The sequence below is a fragment of the Ruegeria sp. CH11 genome, from assembly GCF_056537105.1.
On the sequence record NZ_JBQFQX010000008.1, the window covers coordinates 128988 to 145714 of the forward strand.

Sequence of the window (16727 nt, forward strand, 5' to 3'; positions counted from 1 at the left end):
AAGCAAAACGGCCTATCGAGACGAGAGACATGTTGCGCATTCTGACCCTGATCACCGGACTGGCCCTGATGGGCGCGTGTACGCAAACGCAGGTTTACGAGGAGCCCGAAAGCCTGGGCGAGTTCAAACTTCGCGTGAACTATGCTTTCGCCGAGAAAGCCAAACAGGGACCCGTTTCCCGGGATGCGACACCCAAGGAATGGGAAGATGCGATCCAGAATGCAGTCGATATTCGTCTGGGCCGCTATGAGGGTGCGCAGGAATACGACATCGGCATCAGCCTCGAAGGCTACATGCTGGCGCCGCCGGGTATCCCTGTGATCTATAATCCGAAAAGCACCGCGATCGTTCTGGTCAACGTCTATGACGTTGGCAAAAAGGAATTCGTAGCCAAGAAAAAGCAGTTTCAGGTTCTCGAAGACACAACGGGTGAAAGCGCCTTGGCCGGATCGGGCCATTCGCGCACCAGAGAAGAGCAAATGAATGGGCTTGCATTGAAAGTTGCCGACCGGGTCGAGGAATGGTTGGCAGAAGAGCATAAGGACAACGGTTGGTTTGATCGCCGTCCGGACCTGATCCAGCCGCTCGATTCTGGCACTGTCACGCAAAATCCGGCGTCTTAACCTGCTTTTCACGCAGGATGTGCTTGATTTTCACCTTTGAACCAAATATCTCGCGCGCGCAGATGTAACCACGGGACCAAGGGTCCCCCAAATCGCAAAAGGGCGCCTGAGGAATGGCAAAGGAAAAGTTTGAGCGTACAAAACCGCACGTCAACATCGGCACGATTGGCCACGTTGACCACGGCAAGACGACGCTGACCGCAGCGATCACCAAGTATTTTGGTGACTTCAAAGCGTATGACCAGATTGACGGTGCGCCGGAAGAGAAAGCGCGCGGCATCACCATCTCGACCGCCCACGTGGAATACGAGACCGACAACCGCCACTACGCACACGTTGACTGCCCCGGCCACGCCGACTACGTCAAGAACATGATCACCGGTGCCGCTCAGATGGACGGCGCGATCCTGGTTGTGAACGCCGCTGACGGCCCGATGCCGCAGACGCGTGAGCACATCCTGCTGGGCCGCCAGGTTGGCATCCCGAAGATGGTCGTGTTCCTGAACAAAGTGGATCAGGTTGACGACGAAGAGCTGCTGGAACTGGTTGAGATGGAAGTTCGCGAACTGCTGTCCAGCTACGAATACCCCGGCGACGATATTCCGATCATCGCAGGATCGGCTCTGGCCGCGATGGAAGGCAACAACCCGGAAATCGGCGAAGAGAAGATCAAGGAACTGATGGCGGCTGTTGATGACTACATCGACACCCCTGAGCGCGCTGTTGACCAGCCGTTCCTGATGCCGATCGAAGACGTGTTCTCGATCTCGGGCCGTGGTACCGTTGTGACCGGCCGTGTCGAGCGTGGCGTGATCAACGTTGGCGACGAGATCGAAATCGTCGGCATCCGCGACACCAGCAAAACCACCTGTACCGGTGTTGAGATGTTCCGCAAGCTGCTGGACCGCGGTGAAGCAGGCGACAACATCGGCGCCCTGCTGCGTGGTGTGGATCGTGACGGCGTTGAGCGTGGCCAGGTTCTGTGTAAGCCCGGTTCGGTGACCCCGCACACCAAGTTCGAAGCCGAAGCCTATATCCTGACCAAGGAAGAAGGCGGACGTCACACCCCGTTCTTTGCCAATTATCGCCCGCAGTTCTACTTCCGTACGACGGACGTGACCGGCACCGTGACCCTGGCCGAAGGTACCGAGATGGTCATGCCCGGCGACAACGTGTCGTTCGGCGTTGAGCTGATCGCACCGATCGCGATGGAAAACGGCCTGCGCTTCGCGATCCGCGAAGGCGGCCGCACTGTCGGCGCCGGCGTTGTGTCGAAAATCATCGAATAATTCGCACCCGCGACGAAACAAAGAAGGCCGTCCCTCTGGACGGCCTTCTTTTGATTCTGCTGCCCTGGATTGGAAGATGGCTATTCCCAAAAATTGCGCAGAACTGATATCTCACAAAGTGGAAAAATCGATGTGGAGATAAAGGAGTTCTCGACCGTCTTCGCTGAAGGTTGCTCTCACACCCATTCCATAGGGGACCGCCCTTCGAATGCGGGATAGAATGCCCGACGTTGGAAAGCGCGGCCCGTTTCTCTTAATGGACCAACTTCCATCGACTCTTAGTGTACCATCTCGGTTTTGGTATGGTTTGTTGGAACTGAATGTTTCGCTTACCCGAAAGCCTTGTGCTTCTAACCATGTTGTGGCGCCGGCTACTCCACCCCATTCATGGAGCAATCTGAACATACAAACCTGTGCGTCTCCGTTGGTTGAAATTTTATTCCAATCCATTCGCAGCAGATCTGCGCGGGTTCCTGCATCGACCCCAGTTTCGAGGCAGGATTGTGGGTCTGGAAACCTGTATGATGCACGCACAACATCACTGTTTATTCTGTTCGCAAATTTTAAGCGGAATTCCGGCTGACCTGAATTTAGTGGCACGATTGAAAAAACTAGTGCCGTGACAAGCGATTTAAGGAAATAGCAAAATACGCCCAGCAGTAAGATCGCAAATGCCTTCTGCCGAAGGCTGGCATTCCGGAAACCCTCAGGCGGCCAGAAATACACTTGCTTGTACTTTGGACTTTTCATCCACCGAAGCGTCATCAAGCCCAGCGAAGCCAGAACTAGGAATGCACCCAGCAAAATGTAGGAAACCCCTATGGGTGCGCTCAGAAGCAGTGCTATTGTAAGCAACGCAGACCAAGCTGGCACTGACCCGTTTGGTTGAATAATTCTTGGCCGAAGGCAGAAGGCGAGAATCGAGCCTGAAAGGAATAGAAGTGAAGCCAATCCAAACAACAGCATCAGCAAAAAAAGCTGTACCGCGATCGCGTAGGTATAATGAACATTAGGATCGTTGCTGAACAGCTGCGCAATATCAAACGTGCCAACCTGCAACAGGGCGGAGACCACTAGGGCATTAGATAACAAAGCTTGTGTCAAAGTGTAGGGTATCCCACGGGCTTAGAAAACAAACGTGCATAGATATTTCAGATACTTAGTGCCAATGACGCCTCAGATTAGAGTGATTTTCAAGTCCGGTATTCCCAACCAGATTGTGAATCTCCCACGGCTCCCCTTCGACGGTGTTCTCGGATTGGCATGAATTTCTCAGCTGCCGTATTAGAGCGACCCAACTTAGCCTCCTGCCAAGCCCCAACGGCCTCACTTACGCGGGCTTTCTCTTTGAGAACCTCAAGGCGGGGTAAATCCCGCCTTTTGGGTTCTATCGGGGTTAGCGTTGCGCTTCTGCTCTTGGCAATACCACCATGCTGCATTCAGGCATGTACAACGAGCGGATTCTCTTCGGCGGCGTTGGGCGTCGGATCATTAAAAATTTGCAGAGCGCTTTCATACTGGATTTTGATCTCCATTCTCGTCGCTAAAATCGCCTTTCCACGCCCAGCTCAAATCCGGATTCGGTATAGCTGAACGCATCGATCCCGGATTTTGTGCGTTTGTAAGTGAGCATCAGGAAAGGTGAAAAGCCATTTCCAAAGAACAGATCGTTCTTTTCGACCCTTAGGTTCGCACCCCAGGTGTCCTCGTTTGGGTTGCCGGTAAACAAAACGCTGGGGGTTTTGTATTTCTTGTGCTCGGCGAATATGGCGGGTCTGAGGGTAAAGCCTCCGCGAATGTCAACTTGCCCAAAGATTGTAAAACGCTGGCGTATGAAATTCTCGAAATTGTCGTCGGTGGACTTGTCCTCGTAGAAGAAACTCGCGCCGATCAGCCCCTTGCCGCCAAACGAGCGCCGCAACCCGACCTCGGCGTCAAACTCGTGCCCGTCCAACTGGCTTGAGGTCGGGTTGTGCAGTTTCGTCCCGCTGACCAGAGCAAAGATTGAACCGCCGGTCCGGTTGCGCCGTTCCACTGCCGCCTGAAGCGCGACCCGGTTTTCATAGACATTGCCGCCCAGCAGGCGGGTCGAGACGAGCGGACCAAGAGAGGCTGTCGTGTTCTGTGTCAATGCCCGCACCCCGAACCGCGCCCCGAAGATATAGTCGTCGTATCGGGATGTCCGGGCCTCGGTCACATCGAACGATGCCGAGGCATAGGCGGCGGTGTCGGCACCGAACAGTTTCCAGTTCAGTGGTTTGCGAAAATTGGCAGATCCTGTGACGCGCACGCCAAGCTCATTCGATTTCTCGCGGTTCAACACAAACGGCAGGTTAAGGCCCGAGAAATCAAGAATAATCTCATCCGTGTCATAGTCCCTTTGGTCGCCTACGTCGGTCAGTCCGATGCTAAGATCCCATTCGAACCCGCGACGGGCGTCGATATCGCGGATCAGACCAAGAACCTTGGCGCGAACAGGATCAGGCAAATCACCGGACAGGGCCGTAAAAAACTCGTTCCGGGCGCGGTTCCACTGACGCGCGCGATAGTAGGCCAGGCCAAGTTCCAAACGGACGCGGACCAGGTTGGGGTTTGCTGCAAGGATTGACGAAAACTTTTCGATCGCGGCATCCGTGTTCCCAAGCTGCATGTCCCGCAAACCGCTTAGAAAGACGGTCTCGATTCTCTGCTCGGATGTTTCGGGATTGGCGACAATTTCGGTTTGGGCCGATGCATTGTGGCCAAATGTGGAGGCCGCCATCAGGCAGGCAATCAGAAGCAGAATTCGAAACAATGCGGGCGCACCAAGCTTAACAGGTCAATGAATGCCGTTCTTAGGTGGAGTTTCTGGGATTGAACAGAGCGCTGCAATGCAGTGCGTTCGATGTGGCAGATCGGACACGCTCAGATTGTATTTCGGAATTAACTTGTGCCCGCTTTGCCAAATATTAATTTGGCTTGGAATTTCAAACCAGTCGGAGGGGATATGTCGACGAAAATAAGTCTTTTAGCCGTTACATTGATTACTGGATTTTCTTTAAGTGCGTGTAGTTCAAGCAGCAGCGGAGGCTCCTCGGGGGGCGGCAGTAATGCCACTGGCGAGATCACTTTGCCACGAAACGGAACGCTCGAATTGGATGGTCAGGCAGTCACCGCCGAAGTGACCGGTGCTACCGTGACCAACATTTCCAGTCGGCAATCTTCAACTCTTAGAATGACCACCGAAGACGGCGATATCGTAGCAACCCGTTTCAGAGCGCCGGGATCGGGTGTGTCGTTGGATTCAACTTCAGGCGATTCACTGACTCGCAGTTCCAGCGGTGTCCTTTTAGCCTTCGAGTCCCCGGATTTGAACGATGCTGCGGTATTGGTCGATCCATCGAGAACGCGGTTTGAACACCAGACTTTTGGTATCTGGCTTGAAGACCGCAACCGGGCGGTCGCAGTTGCTGGTGCCGGGTCCTATGGGTATCGCACGAGTTCCAGCGACATCCCGACCGGTCGGAACGCAAGCTATGAAGGCGTTAGCACAGGCGTTGCAATTCTTGCGGATGGGAATGGTTATCTGACGGCGTCCGAAGTCGACGTTACAACCAATTTCCGCACCGCAACAATCACCAGCTCGGGCACCGTAGCTTCCCGGCTGTCCGATGGCACCAACGTAAACGCGGCCAACCTGGACTTTTCAGGATCTGGCGATGTTTCTGGAAATACCTTCCGCGCCAACATCGCTGGCACCGGGACCAGCGGCACCGCAGACGGCAGATTCTACGGGCCGAATGCTGAAGAAGTTGGCGGGACGTTTCAGGCGACTGGTGCGGGTGGAGTTAGCCACATCGGGTCCTTTGGTGCAGACTGACGCCCGGCTCGGAACTTAAAACCTAGGCCCTGCCGTTTTTCGATGGCGGGGCTTTTTGTTTTGCCCAGGTTTAGCTCTTGGGCTTCCAGGGCGCGCGCCCGACCATCTCGTCTGCCTCAGCCGTGATATCGTTCATATGCTGTTCAAGGCTAAGCCGCAGGCTTTCGGTCTGATCCTCGCTGGCCTTACGCGGAACTGTTTCGGTCCATTCGCGGCATAGAAAGACGCCTTGGTTTCGCCAGGGGCGTGGCATCAACAGGCGATCCCAAGTCCCGGCTTCGCGGCCATGGCGGGCGGAAAAGGTAATCCCGAACACGCGCTTGCCCGAGGCACGGGCCCAGACCAGCGGTACCGTCGAAAGCACACGCTCAGGCCCGCGCGGTCCGTCGGCGGCGATACCGATCGATATCCCCTGCTTCATCTTGCCCAGCACTTCGCGCGACAGCGCCACGTGGCGCTTTTTGCTGGCCATGGCGATCGTGTCCATCCCAAACAGGCGTTGTACCCGTCCCACCATGCTGCCGGCGCGCGCCGAAGAGGTAATCGAACAGATACGCCCCTTTTCCAATGGAAAGAAATACGGCGATTGCGCCAGGCGCTGATGCCACAGGACAACAATGATTGGCTCGCCCTGTTCGACCAGCCGGTCCAGCTCTTCATACCCGATCCGCTGCCAACGCGTGTTGCGATTCACCATTCGAATATATGACGCGATGCGGCGGGCAACCCAGTTCAGAACGGCTTCGCTGTCGGCGATTTTCTTGCGGAGGCTCACTGCTATGTCCTTTGTACCGGGCGAGGCATGTCTTACTGAACCTGACGTCGGGCGCAATGGTTTTGTTCTTTTGCGCCGCGCGACCGATTCTGAAAAAAGCCTCTTGAGTCCGCTGCGCGGCTGGCATATCTGAGGGCGCACCACAGGGGTATAGCTCAGTTGGTAGAGCGACGGTCTCCAAAACCGTAGGTCGCGGGTTCGAACCCTGCTGCCCCTGCCAGTCTTCCAAAAAAGGTTTGGCCAGTTACACAGCGCTTTGCAGCGAATGCGTTGTGCGCAGCTTTTGGTGAGGCACCACAATTCGGTCGGCGCAAGCAAGAGCAATTGGCTGCGAAACTTTATGTAGATGGCAAAGCTGCTGGCCGAGACATCCGCACCCCCGGCCGAGAAGAAAGCATAAGCGGTGACCGAGAGAGCGTTGAGTGGGTTCTGGTTGCAGGACGCCATGGCGGAATTGTCAGGGCAATCTCGTCCAAGAATTCGGCATCGAAGGTGTTCGAAAACTAGGTCATGTTGTCCTTTGGCGCGGCGCTCACATTTTGGAAGACATTTAAGCCGGCTCCAATAGGCATAGGTTTGACGCGAAACAGGGGTCGTCGCTGCTGATTCCCCGAAGCACTGCGCGGCCTGCGAGACTCACGGCAGGGGCTGGCTCGGGGCCGAGGTCGCGGGGGAAAGTAGCCCCGCCGAGGTCGGTGGTGTGCCATGGCAGTGCAGACCTGCAACAGGTCAAGCATCAAATTCGCACGGGCAGGCGGCCATGAGTTCTACAATGCAGTATTTGCGCGAATACACGCCATCCTCGCAGCAAGTTTCCGCTACGTAAGCAGTACCCCTGTTTGCGGCGCAAAGAAGTTGTTCTATGCCGTTCGAACCAATCGAGCGGGGATCAAAATGAAACTCAGCATTTTTGAAATCGTAGTCATATTGGCGGCAAGCTCTGTCGCGGTGGCCGGATTCATTGGTGCCGCAAGCGTGTTGATTTCGGGCGCCTGAGCCAGCCTGTCGCGCTGAAACTCAAGCGCCGTGCCCGCGCCGCCCGAGTGCGCCTGCCATTTCACTAAAAGCGAAGACCAAGCGCGTTGGTTGCCGAGTGTCACTGCGGCAATGCCTGACGCGCATTACACGACAGCTTCCGTGCTATTCGCGGTTTCCCCCGCCTTTTGAATGGCCTAAAGTCGCCGCACGTCACAAGCCGCCGGAAAAGAGGTCACATGTCGCGATTCGATGGGTATTTCCTGCGGCAACTGCTGATCCTGTTCGGTTTCTTCACGCTCGTCCTGGTGGGCGTTTTCTGGATCACTCGTTCCGTCAGCCTGTTTGATCGGGTGATCAGCGGCGGTCAGTCGGCGCTGGTGTTTCTGGAGTTCACGGCCCTGACCCTGCCGACGCTGATCCGCACGGTGATGCCAATGGCGGTGTTTGCAGCGGCGGTTTACGCAACCAACCGGTTGAGCCGCGAAAGTGAACTGACAGTGATGTTGGCGACGGGATCCAGCCCTTGGCGGCTTGCCCGCGCGGTTTTTGCCTTTGGCCTTTGCGCCGGTCTTATGATGGCGGTTATCAGCGTTTTCCTGCGTCCTGCCTCGCTGGACCAGCTTGAGCGGCGACAAGCCGAGGTCGCGGGCGACGTCACCGCACAGTTGTTGAACGAAGGCGAATTTATGCATCCCACGCCCGGTGTGACCGTCTATATCGGGCGGGTGGATCTGGACGGCACGCTGCACGAGGTCTTTGTGTCCGACGGGCGTGACAGTGAGAACCCGGCCAGCTACTCCAGCGCCACAGCGTACCTGGTGAACTCTGGCAGCGGTGTCAATCTGGTCATGGTGGACGGGATTGCGCTGCGATTGGATCGGAACGGTAACCGGTTGTCGTCAACCCTGTTTCAGGACGCGACTTATGACATCTCGAACATGACCGACGACACCAAGATGGGGCGACGCAGCCTCGAGGCGATCCCGACATCCGAACTGTTGAGTAATCGTGACAAGGTGACCAAAGAGGAAAGACATACCGAGGGCGAACTGGTCGATGAGTTGCATCAGCGGTTTTCCTGGATTGCCATCAATATCGCGGTGGCGCTTGTCGGGTATTCTGCCCTGATGCTGGGCAGTTTCTCGCGCTTTGGCCTCTGGCCGCAGATATTTGTCGCCTTCACGTTGCTGGTGTTACTCGAAGGGTTTCGCGGAATGATCTCGCCCGTCGTGATCGCGGACCCAAAGCTTTGGCCCTTGCTGTATCTTCCGTCAGTGCTTGGGATTGTTCTGTCGGCTTTGTTTCTGATGATAGCCGGGCGGCCTTTGTTGCGAAAACGCAGGGCAACGGCGACCCCGGCCTGAGGCCAACCAAGGCTCGGGAACTTCAGGTCAGGCAGATGTCCCCGAGATAGTGTGTTATCCACTGGCGTTTATCCGGACCAGATGATTGTCCCATTTGCATTCTGTCAGGGCTGTCACCTTGGCTTGCGCCTCGGTCAGTTGCCCGACCTGACCAGTTCCGGTGGTATAAACCAGCCCTGCGGGACCGGTCGCTAGCCCGCAGACGTCTTCCAGATCAAATGCACCCTTGAATGCGCCGCTTTGGACATCAAACCTATGCAGGGCATTGCCGCGCGGGCAGGTTATCGCGACCGCCTGCCCGTCCGGCGAAAAGGCGACGCTTCCGGCATAGCCCTGAAGGATGCTCTGATCCTTCTCGCCCGCTGCCAACAGAACAGGTTCGCTGCCACGGCGGTGCAGGCCCAGCAGTGGCGGATGTTGCGTCGTACTGCCCTGCCACTGCATCGCAAAGGCGATCAACCCGTCCTTGCGCACCGCCAGATGGCGGATGGAGTTCTTGTGCAATCGGCCAGAAAGCTCCACCTGTTCCAGCACCGACCCGGTCAAGTCGCAATAGATCAGGTTGGGGCGCATGGTCGGCAGGTTCAACTTGGATCGGCCAGTGTCCGGGTGAGTTTCGATCCCGCCATTTGCAATCGCCAGCGACGCACCGTCGGGCATCAACAGCATATCGTGCGGACCAATCCCGCCCGAAGAGAATTCCCCGAGCCGTGCATACCCCTTGGCCACGTCCCAGATGCCGATTATCCCTTGGCCGCGCTCGAAGCGGTTTTCTGTTGTAAACAACAGAGTGCCATCGGCCGAGAAGGTTCCATGACCGTAAAAATGGTGCCCTTGCGGTGCCTCGATGCGCGCGATTTCGGCACCGGAGGCACAGTCGATGATCAGGGCAAAGGTGCCGGGACGACGGGCAAAGGCAACCGCTTGGGCGTGACGTGGATGCGCAGCGGCAGCGTGACCTCTGCCGGGCAACGGCCGCGCAAACGTGATCTGACCCGCTGAGGTCAGGCCCACCAGACGGTATGAGCCGTCCGGAAAAAGAGCCGCTGCCAGAAAATCCGGCGCACCGACCGCTGACCAGCCGGAAACGGGGCTCAGACTGGCCGCAGCAAGGCCGGTCAGGAACTGGCGACGACTGGTCATCGCGCTAGTCCCCATCCAGCGAATTGAAACCTGCACCGATCCCCAAAGCGGGACCCAGCCGGGTCGTGGCAATCTGGCGAATGTCCGAAATGGACTGTTGCAAAGCCTCGACCCGAATCCGCCCCTGAGGGGTAGAGACGCCCGAGAAATCCGGATCATCCAAGCTCTGCGCCCGTTTTGAGGCGCGATCAAAGGCGGCTTCGAAATCCCCCTGGATCTCGGGGTGGTCAACGGACAGCCCCAGGGCCAGCTCGCGCAGCGCAATCAGGGATAGCTCGACATGGCGCAATGACCGGGCCGATCGGCGGGCTTCGGCCCGCTTGGGGCGCGGCCGGTCGAAACTGCCCAACGGGCGACCGATCCGTGTGTCGGCGGTGAACTCCAGCCCCGTCGATAGTGCTTTGAACAGCTCCTGCATCGCCTCATTTGTCGAGCGATAGGGGCTGTCGCCGCCCGGTTGCGTCAGGTGCTGCGCGTAGGTCTGCCAATCCGCGCCGATGGCTCGGGCGTTCACGTCAATATCCGCCGCGATGGCCCGGATCAGGGCACAGCGGTATTCCGCGCTGCCTTGATCGCCAAACGTGGGATCGTAGAGCATTTGCTCCAGCGCAAAGAAACCTCGGCCCGCGACCGAGGTTTCGGCAAAGGCGCTTGGGTTCCGAACGGCGGTGTCTTCATCAGCGATCAGATTGGAAAGCGCCTTTGGCGTAAAACCTTTGGTGTCGGGCCAGAAGGCAAGCGAAAAGGCACGGTCATCGACCTCGGACGGACCAAACCGCAGGTGGCTGACCGAAATCCAATCGTCGAACGCGTCCCCATAGGCGGCGCGCAAGGCCTCGGAGCCCGGTGTGCATTCCGCACGTGCCGTTTCGTTGAGTACCTGAGTATTTTCAACCAGGCGCGCATAGCCGGGCAGGATATGGGATTGGGTGATGTCAGTCAGGATCGGTGCGCGATCCTGGGCAAAGGCGGCCAGAGGCAGCGCCAATGCCGCAACAAAACTCAGATTACGCATAGCTCAGAGGCTCTCCAGAAATCGAACAAGGGCATCGCGGTCGGCTTTTGGCAGGGCAACAACGGCATCCCGGGCAGTTTGTGCTTCGCCCCCGTGCCAAAGAATGGCTTCAAGCAGTGAACGGGCGCGACCGTCGTGCAAAAACTGAGTATGGCCCGAGACTCGTTCAGTCAGGCCAATTCCCCACAAAGGAGGCGTACGCCATTCGCGGCCTGTCGCGCGGGCTTCGGGGCGGTTGTCTGCAAGACCTTCGCCCATGTCATGCAACAGCAAGTCCGTATAAGGCCAAATCAGCTGAAAACTGTGCTCGGGCCGGTCGGGCATCCGGTGCGTGACATGGGCCGGGGTGTGGCAAGAGGCGCAGCCCGTGGAGTGAAACACTTCTTTCCCGCGCAGAACCTGTGGGTCGTCCACGTCACGCCGGGCCGGAACGCCCAGATTGCGGCTGTAGAAGGCGACAAGGTCCATACCGGTCCGGTCGATCTCGAAGCCGCGCACGTCGTTGTCGCCATGCGGCGCGTCAAGACAGTTGGACTGAGCTTTGGTGCAGTCACCGTGCGGGTCCGGGAAATAGGGGTTCGATATGCCTATATCGCCTGCAAAAGCGGCAGCCGATTGTTCCATCACCGTCGGCATCCCGGCCTTGTGACCAAAGCGCCCCATCATGGGTTGATCGAATTCGGTCGACCAGACGATATTGGCCCGGCCCGAGATGCCGTCGCCATCCAGATCATCCGGATCGGCCCGTGCCAACAGATCGTCAACCGGGATCGATTCCAGTAGCCCAAGGCCAATCATTTGAGGCGCGACGCGTGGGCTCAGCATCGCCTCGGGATGCAATGGTCCATATCCAAGATCCGTCGCCGCATAGGTCGGCTGCCTGAGAGACACGGTTTCTCCACCCGACAGCGCAACCGGGAATTCCCGATAGCTGATGTCCAGCCGGTATTCGGCCGGGTGACCTGCCAGCGCAAAATCCTGCATCTGGCTGCCATAGTTTGGCTCAGGCCGGGTCGCGATGTAGTCGGCGATTTCGCTCGGGGCATCGTCTGGCAGGCCGGGGACCGAGACGCGCAGGAACATCGATATTGCGTTGTCGTCCGGCCCGTTCGGCGTATGCCCACGCCCGTCCTTGATATGGCAGCGCTGGCAGGATCGGGCGTTATACAACGGGCCCAACCCGTCGGAGGCCAGGGTTGAGGACGGAGAAGAGACCCAGATCTTCTTGAACAACCCGTTGCCGACCCGGAAGTCCAATTCCTGTTCAAAACTGATATTGGCCGATGGTTGCGAAAACGCATCCGCGTCATTGCGCACGCGCACAGTCGCGGCCCCGGCGCTAAGCTGTTCGAATTTCTGCGCCACCGAGAAGTCATCAGGTGCGGCGGTTGCTGCCTCGATCCGGGTGCGTTCTTCGTCGGTACGGGGAAGGGTATTCAGGTGCGGGTCCGCAAGCTCATGCGCAAGGGACGGGGTGGCCGCAAGGACGGCCACAGCAAGCAAATGAACGCTAGTCTTCGGCGTCCATTTTCGAGGCGTTGAGCTGGGCATAGTTGGCTTCGCCAATCCTTTCATACAGATCAAGCTGCGTCTCGAGGAAATCGATATGGCTTTCTTCATCTGACATCAATTTCTCGAACAGCCCCATCGAGACGTAGTCGCCTGCCTCGCGGCAGTATTCCCGTGCTTCCTTGTACAAGGCCCGGGCATCAATCTCGGCCGCCAGATCACATTCCAGTGTTTCCTTCGGTGTTTGGCCGATCCGCAACGGGTCAAGTTTCTGAAGGTTTGGGTGACCCTCAAGGAAAATAATGCGTTCGATCAGTTTGTCCGCATGCTCCATCTCTTCGATGGATTCCTCGCGGCTTTTCTTGGCCATATGGCCAAGGCCCCAATCCTCTTGCAGCCGGTAGTGCAACCAGTACTGGCTAACCGCTGTCAGCTCATGCCGCAGTGATTTGTTGAGATATTCGATTACTTTGGGATCGCCCTTCATCAGCATTCTCCTGTGTTGCTCCGGCGCGTAGGTCCCGAAGCTGCATGGGGACTTCAAGATTATCGTCTGTTCGCATCGTGTCTAGAAACAGTGGCATGCAGCCACCACAATCTGCTGATTTTCCAAGGGCATGGTAGATCTTACCCGGAGTAATAATCGTCTGCGGATCCGCAGACCGCATCCAGTCGATTGCGGCGCGAATGTCGTGGTCAGAGATATTGGTGCAGTGGCATACGATCATGACGACTCAGTCTGCTCTGATATTTCTTACGTAAATAGTAGGTTATTGGTTTGGGGTCCAGCGCGAAGACATAAATCGGCGTTGGAGGGTGGCGAAAGCGCCGGAACCAGCGCTTTCGCCTAGGCCAATTAGTGGAATACCGCGTTGGGGTTATCCAGGCTGTCCGAGCCTTCGAACTCGATCTGGTCCAATTCCAGCGTTGTCACGATCCGCTCGATCGTCTTGGTCTGGTCAACCAGACCGTCGACGCCACCCATGATCAGCGCTTCGCCGCCAGCATTGCCGCGTTCCAGCATCTGGTCATAGGCAAAGCCTGCTTCGGCGGTCGACTTGAGACGACCCAGAGCCTGCATGGTGGTGGCCAGCTTAGCTTTCATCTCAGTATCCAGAGCCGGGTCTGCGGCGATCACCAGATCAGACAGCGACGCGCCCGAAACCGGCGTGCCGTCGATGCGGGTATAGCTGCCCAGATAAACGTTCTGAATGCCCAGACCATCGTAGTAATGGCTGTTATGGGTGTTGTCGGCAAAGCAGTCATGCTCTTCCTCGGGGTCGTTCAGCATCAGACCCAGGCGCATGCGTTCTCCGGCCTGCTCGCCATAGGACAGCGAACCCATGCCGGTCAGCATGGCACTGATGCCTGCGGCTTCGTTTTCGGACAGTGCCACGCGTGCTTCACCGCCTTCCTGCCACTGGTCTGCCATCCACTCCAGATCGCTGACCAACAGATCGGTCGCGGCGCTCAGGTACTGGGCGCGACGGTCGCAGTTGCCGCCAGTGCAGTCATCCCCTTGCGCATAATCGGTCCACGGACGATTGCCCGCGCCCGCACCATGGCCGTTCAGATCCTGACCCCACAGAAGGAATTCGATCGCGTGATATCCGGTGGCGACATTGGCCTCGATCCCGTCCGCCTCGTGCAGAGTTTCGGCAAGCAGCTCAGGTGTGATTTCGGTCGCGTCAATGGTTTCGCCCGACAGGTCAAAGCTGGGGTTGGCGATCACGTTCAGAACGGCAAATTCGTTTTCATCGCTGGGCCCGCCGTATGAGGCGTCGACATAGTCGATCAGACCTTCATCCAGTGGCCACGCGTTCACTTTGCCTTCCCAATCGTCGACGATGGCGTTGCCAAAGCGATATACCTCGGTCTGTTGATATGGCACACGCGCCGCGATCCAAGCTGCACGGGCTGCGTTGAGCGTCGCGTCTGACGGGTTATCGATCAGCGCGTTGACGGCTGCTTGCAGGGTTTTCGCCGCGATCAGGCTGTCATCATATTTGGCTTCGGCAATATCGGCATAGTTTGCGATGACATCGGCCTTGGACGGGGCGTCGGCGACGGCGGCACTGGCGATGCACAGGCTAAGTGCGCTGGTCGCTGCAAAAAATCTGGTCATGAGTTCTAATCTTTCCTGTTGGAACCGGAATCGTGCCTGCGGCAGCGCGGGCACGGGCATGTCGTTATCTGAGTGAATTTGTCAGTTAAGTCAACCTGAGTTTTATTGTCGGGTAATTGCTCCCCCATATATAGCGGGCTAACTGCACAGGGTTCCGCATTGCGTGGATTCTCAAATGCACTAGACTTAACCAAGATGTGTTCGAGTATTGGTGCGTATATGAAGAGTGCCGTGATTGCTTTGTGTATCCTGCCATCCGCCGTGATGGCGCAGCAGGCCCTGTCAGCGGGTGCGCATACTCATGGAACGGGGCGCTTATCCATCGACATGTCTGAAACCGCGTTCACGCTGATGTTGCAGGTGCCCGGCGCGGATGTCGTGGGGTTCGAAGAAGCCGCAGATACCGAAGCTGATCGCGCGCGCGTGGCGGCGGCTGTGTCGGACTTGTCCAAACCGCTTGAGCTGTTTGTTCTGCCGCCCGAGGCGGGCTGCGCGGCGGTGTCGGCCAATGTCGCTTTGGTTGGTGACGGCTTTCAGCAGCAGACCGATGCAGCCGAAGAATCCCACACCGAGTTCCACGCCGACTATGTGGTTCAGTGCGAGGATATCAGTGCTGCGTCTGTCATGGAGTTTCCCTATTTTGACCGGTTCGAGATGGCCCGACGTCTGACCGTTCGTCTGACCAAGGGGTCGGACGAACGCGTCGTCGAGGTCGTCCGCGACGCCCCGCGGCTGGTCCTTCAGGACGAACAGTAAGCGCGACTTTCTCTAGGTGTCGTGCAATGCCTCAACTGCAAGCTGGACCGCAGACCGCGTCTGCGCAAGATCTACCTCGGTGATCGCAAGCGAGGGATAGAGTTTGCCCGGTGACTTGAATACGCCATTCGACCGCAGAACATCGTTGTACTGCGCAGACCGGGCGGGATCGTCATGGATGGCGCTGCGATAGTCGCGGCAAGGCTGCTGCGTGAAATAGATATCGAACAGCGTTTCGTCACCGCAAATCCGATGCGCAATTCCTGCTTCGTCCAGCGCCTTGGATTGCATGTCCTGTAACGCGCGGCCAATCGATCGCAGACGGTCATAGGTACCGTCGCGCGCCAGCACCTCCATGGTTTTCAGACCGGCCGCAGCGGCGATGGGATTGCCGGACAGGGTGCCGAGTTGCATCAGCCAATGGTCGGCCCCGACCTGATCCTTGTCGAAATGTTTCATGATCTCGGCGCTTGCGCCCAGGGCCGCAAGCGGGAACCCTCCGCCGATGATCTTGCCCAGCGTACAGATGTCCGGTGTCACACCATAGCGCTCCTGCGCACCGCCATAGGCCAAACGGAATCCGGTGACGATTTCGTCGAAGATCAGCAAAACGCTGTGCTGGTCGCATAGGTCTCGCAGGCCCTGAAGATAGCCCGGTTCAGGGGGGATGATCCGTTGCAAGGGTTCAACGATGATCGCCGCCACATCCTTGTTTTCTGCAAGCAGGGCGGCAACCGCCTCGAGATCGTTATAGGGTGCGATCAGCATCTGATCGGCAACGCCCTGCGGGATTCCGGCGCTGTCGGGCACGGCCTGGGGAAAGTTGACCCGTTTGGCAGGCGCAAGGCTCATCTGCGCTTCGGCGCACATGCCGTGATACCCGCCTTCGAACTTCAGGATCTTGTCGCGCCCGGTATAGGCGCGCGCCAGCCGGATCGCGTACATATCGGCCTCACCACCCGAAGCGACGAAGCGCACCTGTTCACAACACGGGACGGCCTCGATGATGGCTTCGGCCAGTTCGATCCCTTTGCTGTTATTGGCAAAAAAGGTCATGCCCTTGGGCAGCTGTTCTAGCACGGCCTCTATCACCTCGGGGTGGCCGTGGCCCAGCAGCATCGGGCCCGACCCGATCAAATAATCGATATACTCATGTCCATCCTCATCCCAAACGCGGCTGCCTTCGCCGCGTGCGATTATGATGCCGGGGTCGAAATTACCAAATCCACCTGCGGGCAGAACTTGTTGCGCGCGGGCGATCCATTCGGACTGGGTATTGATTTTCAGCATC

16 protein-coding genes and 1 tRNA gene are annotated in these 16727 nt (G+C 57.6%); 7 read left to right on the forward strand and 10 right to left on the reverse strand.

From position 1 onward, the window contains the following. Positions 1 to 29: 29 nt before the first annotated feature. Positions 30 to 623 (forward strand): hypothetical protein, encoded by a 594-nt coding sequence (locus ACR0LX_RS14195; RefSeq protein ID WP_480575291.1) that lies wholly within the window; start codon positions 30 to 32, stop codon positions 621 to 623. Between the two features lie 113 nt (positions 624 to 736). Next, on the forward strand, positions 737 to 1912 hold the full coding sequence (tuf, locus tag ACR0LX_RS14200; RefSeq protein WP_480575288.1) for an elongation factor Tu: 1176 nt from the start codon (positions 737 to 739) through the stop codon (positions 1910 to 1912). 111 nt (positions 1913 to 2023) lie between these two features. Here the strand turns inward: tuf and ACR0LX_RS14205 are convergent, their stop codons facing one another. Both ACR0LX_RS14205 and ACR0LX_RS14210 read right to left on the reverse strand, forming a co-directional pair. Continuing rightward, positions 2024 to 3016: a hypothetical protein gene (locus ACR0LX_RS14205; protein WP_480784270.1), complete on the reverse strand. Its 993-nt coding sequence runs from the start codon at positions 3014 to 3016 to the stop codon at positions 2024 to 2026. A 439-nt stretch (positions 3017 to 3455) separates the two neighbouring features. Further along, a complete protein-coding gene (locus ACR0LX_RS14210; RefSeq protein ID WP_480784271.1) occupies positions 3456 to 4706 on the reverse strand; it encodes a surface lipoprotein assembly modifier in 1251 nt (416 codons plus the stop codon). A gap of 315 nt (positions 4707 to 5021) precedes the next feature. Between ACR0LX_RS14210 and ACR0LX_RS14215 the strand changes: the two genes are divergently transcribed. Further along, positions 5022 to 5771, forward strand: coding sequence for a transferrin-binding protein-like solute binding protein (locus tag ACR0LX_RS14215; RefSeq protein ID WP_480784272.1), 750 nt, complete (start codon positions 5022 to 5024; stop codon positions 5769 to 5771). A 70-nt stretch (positions 5772 to 5841) separates the two neighbouring features. On the opposite strand, the gene ACR0LX_RS14220 is transcribed toward ACR0LX_RS14215, so the two are convergent. Then, entirely contained in the window at positions 5842 to 6546 is a 705-nt protein-coding gene (locus ACR0LX_RS14220) for a lysophospholipid acyltransferase family protein (RefSeq protein WP_480784273.1), read from the reverse strand. Between the two features lie 144 nt (positions 6547 to 6690). Here ACR0LX_RS14220 and ACR0LX_RS14225 point away from each other — a divergent pair. The 3 genes from ACR0LX_RS14225 (at position 6691) to lptF (ending at position 8888) form a co-directional block, all read left to right on the forward strand. Further along, positions 6691 to 6766 (forward strand) — tRNA-Trp (locus ACR0LX_RS14225). A gap of 485 nt (positions 6767 to 7251) precedes the next feature. Beyond that, on the forward strand, positions 7252 to 7542 hold the full coding sequence (locus ACR0LX_RS14230) for a hypothetical protein (protein WP_480784274.1): 291 nt from the start codon (positions 7252 to 7254) through the stop codon (positions 7540 to 7542). A gap of 218 nt (positions 7543 to 7760) precedes the next feature. Further along, positions 7761 to 8888 (forward strand): LPS export ABC transporter permease LptF, encoded by a 1128-nt coding sequence (gene lptF, locus ACR0LX_RS14235; RefSeq protein ID WP_480784275.1) that lies wholly within the window; start codon positions 7761 to 7763, stop codon positions 8886 to 8888. Positions 8889 to 8942: 54 nt separating this feature from the next. On the opposite strand, the gene ACR0LX_RS14240 is transcribed toward lptF, so the two are convergent. The 6 genes from ACR0LX_RS14240 to ACR0LX_RS14265 all read right to left on the reverse strand — a co-directional run bounded on the left by ACR0LX_RS14240 (position 8943) and on the right by ACR0LX_RS14265 (position 14680). Further along, complete coding sequence (locus ACR0LX_RS14240; RefSeq protein ID WP_480784276.1) at positions 8943 to 10031, reverse strand: DUF1513 domain-containing protein; 1089 nt, start codon at positions 10029 to 10031, stop codon at positions 8943 to 8945. Positions 10032 to 10035: 4 nt separating this feature from the next. Beyond that, positions 10036 to 11046, reverse strand: a complete 1011-nt coding sequence (locus ACR0LX_RS14245; RefSeq protein ID WP_480784277.1) for an imelysin family protein — start codon at positions 11044 to 11046, stop codon at positions 10036 to 10038. A gap of 3 nt (positions 11047 to 11049) precedes the next feature. Then, complete coding sequence (locus ACR0LX_RS14250; protein ID WP_480784310.1) at positions 11050 to 12540, reverse strand: di-heme oxidoreductase family protein; 1491 nt, start codon at positions 12538 to 12540, stop codon at positions 11050 to 11052. A gap of 16 nt (positions 12541 to 12556) precedes the next feature. Next, on the reverse strand, positions 12557 to 13042 hold the full coding sequence (gene bfr / locus ACR0LX_RS14255) for a bacterioferritin (protein ID WP_480575261.1): 486 nt from the start codon (positions 13040 to 13042) through the stop codon (positions 12557 to 12559). Then, the gene (locus ACR0LX_RS14260; protein WP_480784278.1) at positions 12990 to 13283 is read right to left on the reverse strand and encodes a (2Fe-2S)-binding protein; all 294 of its coding nucleotides are present in this window, start codon (positions 13281 to 13283) and stop codon (positions 12990 to 12992) included. Before ACR0LX_RS14260 ends, bfr begins: the two co-directional genes overlap by 53 nt. 128 nt (positions 13284 to 13411) lie before the next feature. Continuing rightward, on the reverse strand, positions 13412 to 14680 hold the full coding sequence (locus tag ACR0LX_RS14265; RefSeq protein ID WP_480784279.1) for an imelysin family protein: 1269 nt from the start codon (positions 14678 to 14680) through the stop codon (positions 13412 to 13414). 219 nt (positions 14681 to 14899) lie between these two features. Between ACR0LX_RS14265 and ACR0LX_RS14270 the strand changes: the two genes are divergently transcribed. Beyond that, entirely contained in the window at positions 14900 to 15436 is a 537-nt protein-coding gene (locus ACR0LX_RS14270; protein ID WP_480784280.1) for a ZrgA family zinc uptake protein, read from the forward strand. Between the two features lie 12 nt (positions 15437 to 15448). On the opposite strand, the gene ACR0LX_RS14275 is transcribed toward ACR0LX_RS14270, so the two are convergent. After that, positions 15449 to 16726: an aspartate aminotransferase family protein gene (locus ACR0LX_RS14275; protein ID WP_480784281.1), complete on the reverse strand. Its 1278-nt coding sequence runs from the start codon at positions 16724 to 16726 to the stop codon at positions 15449 to 15451. Between the last annotated feature and the right edge of the window lies 1 nt (position 16727).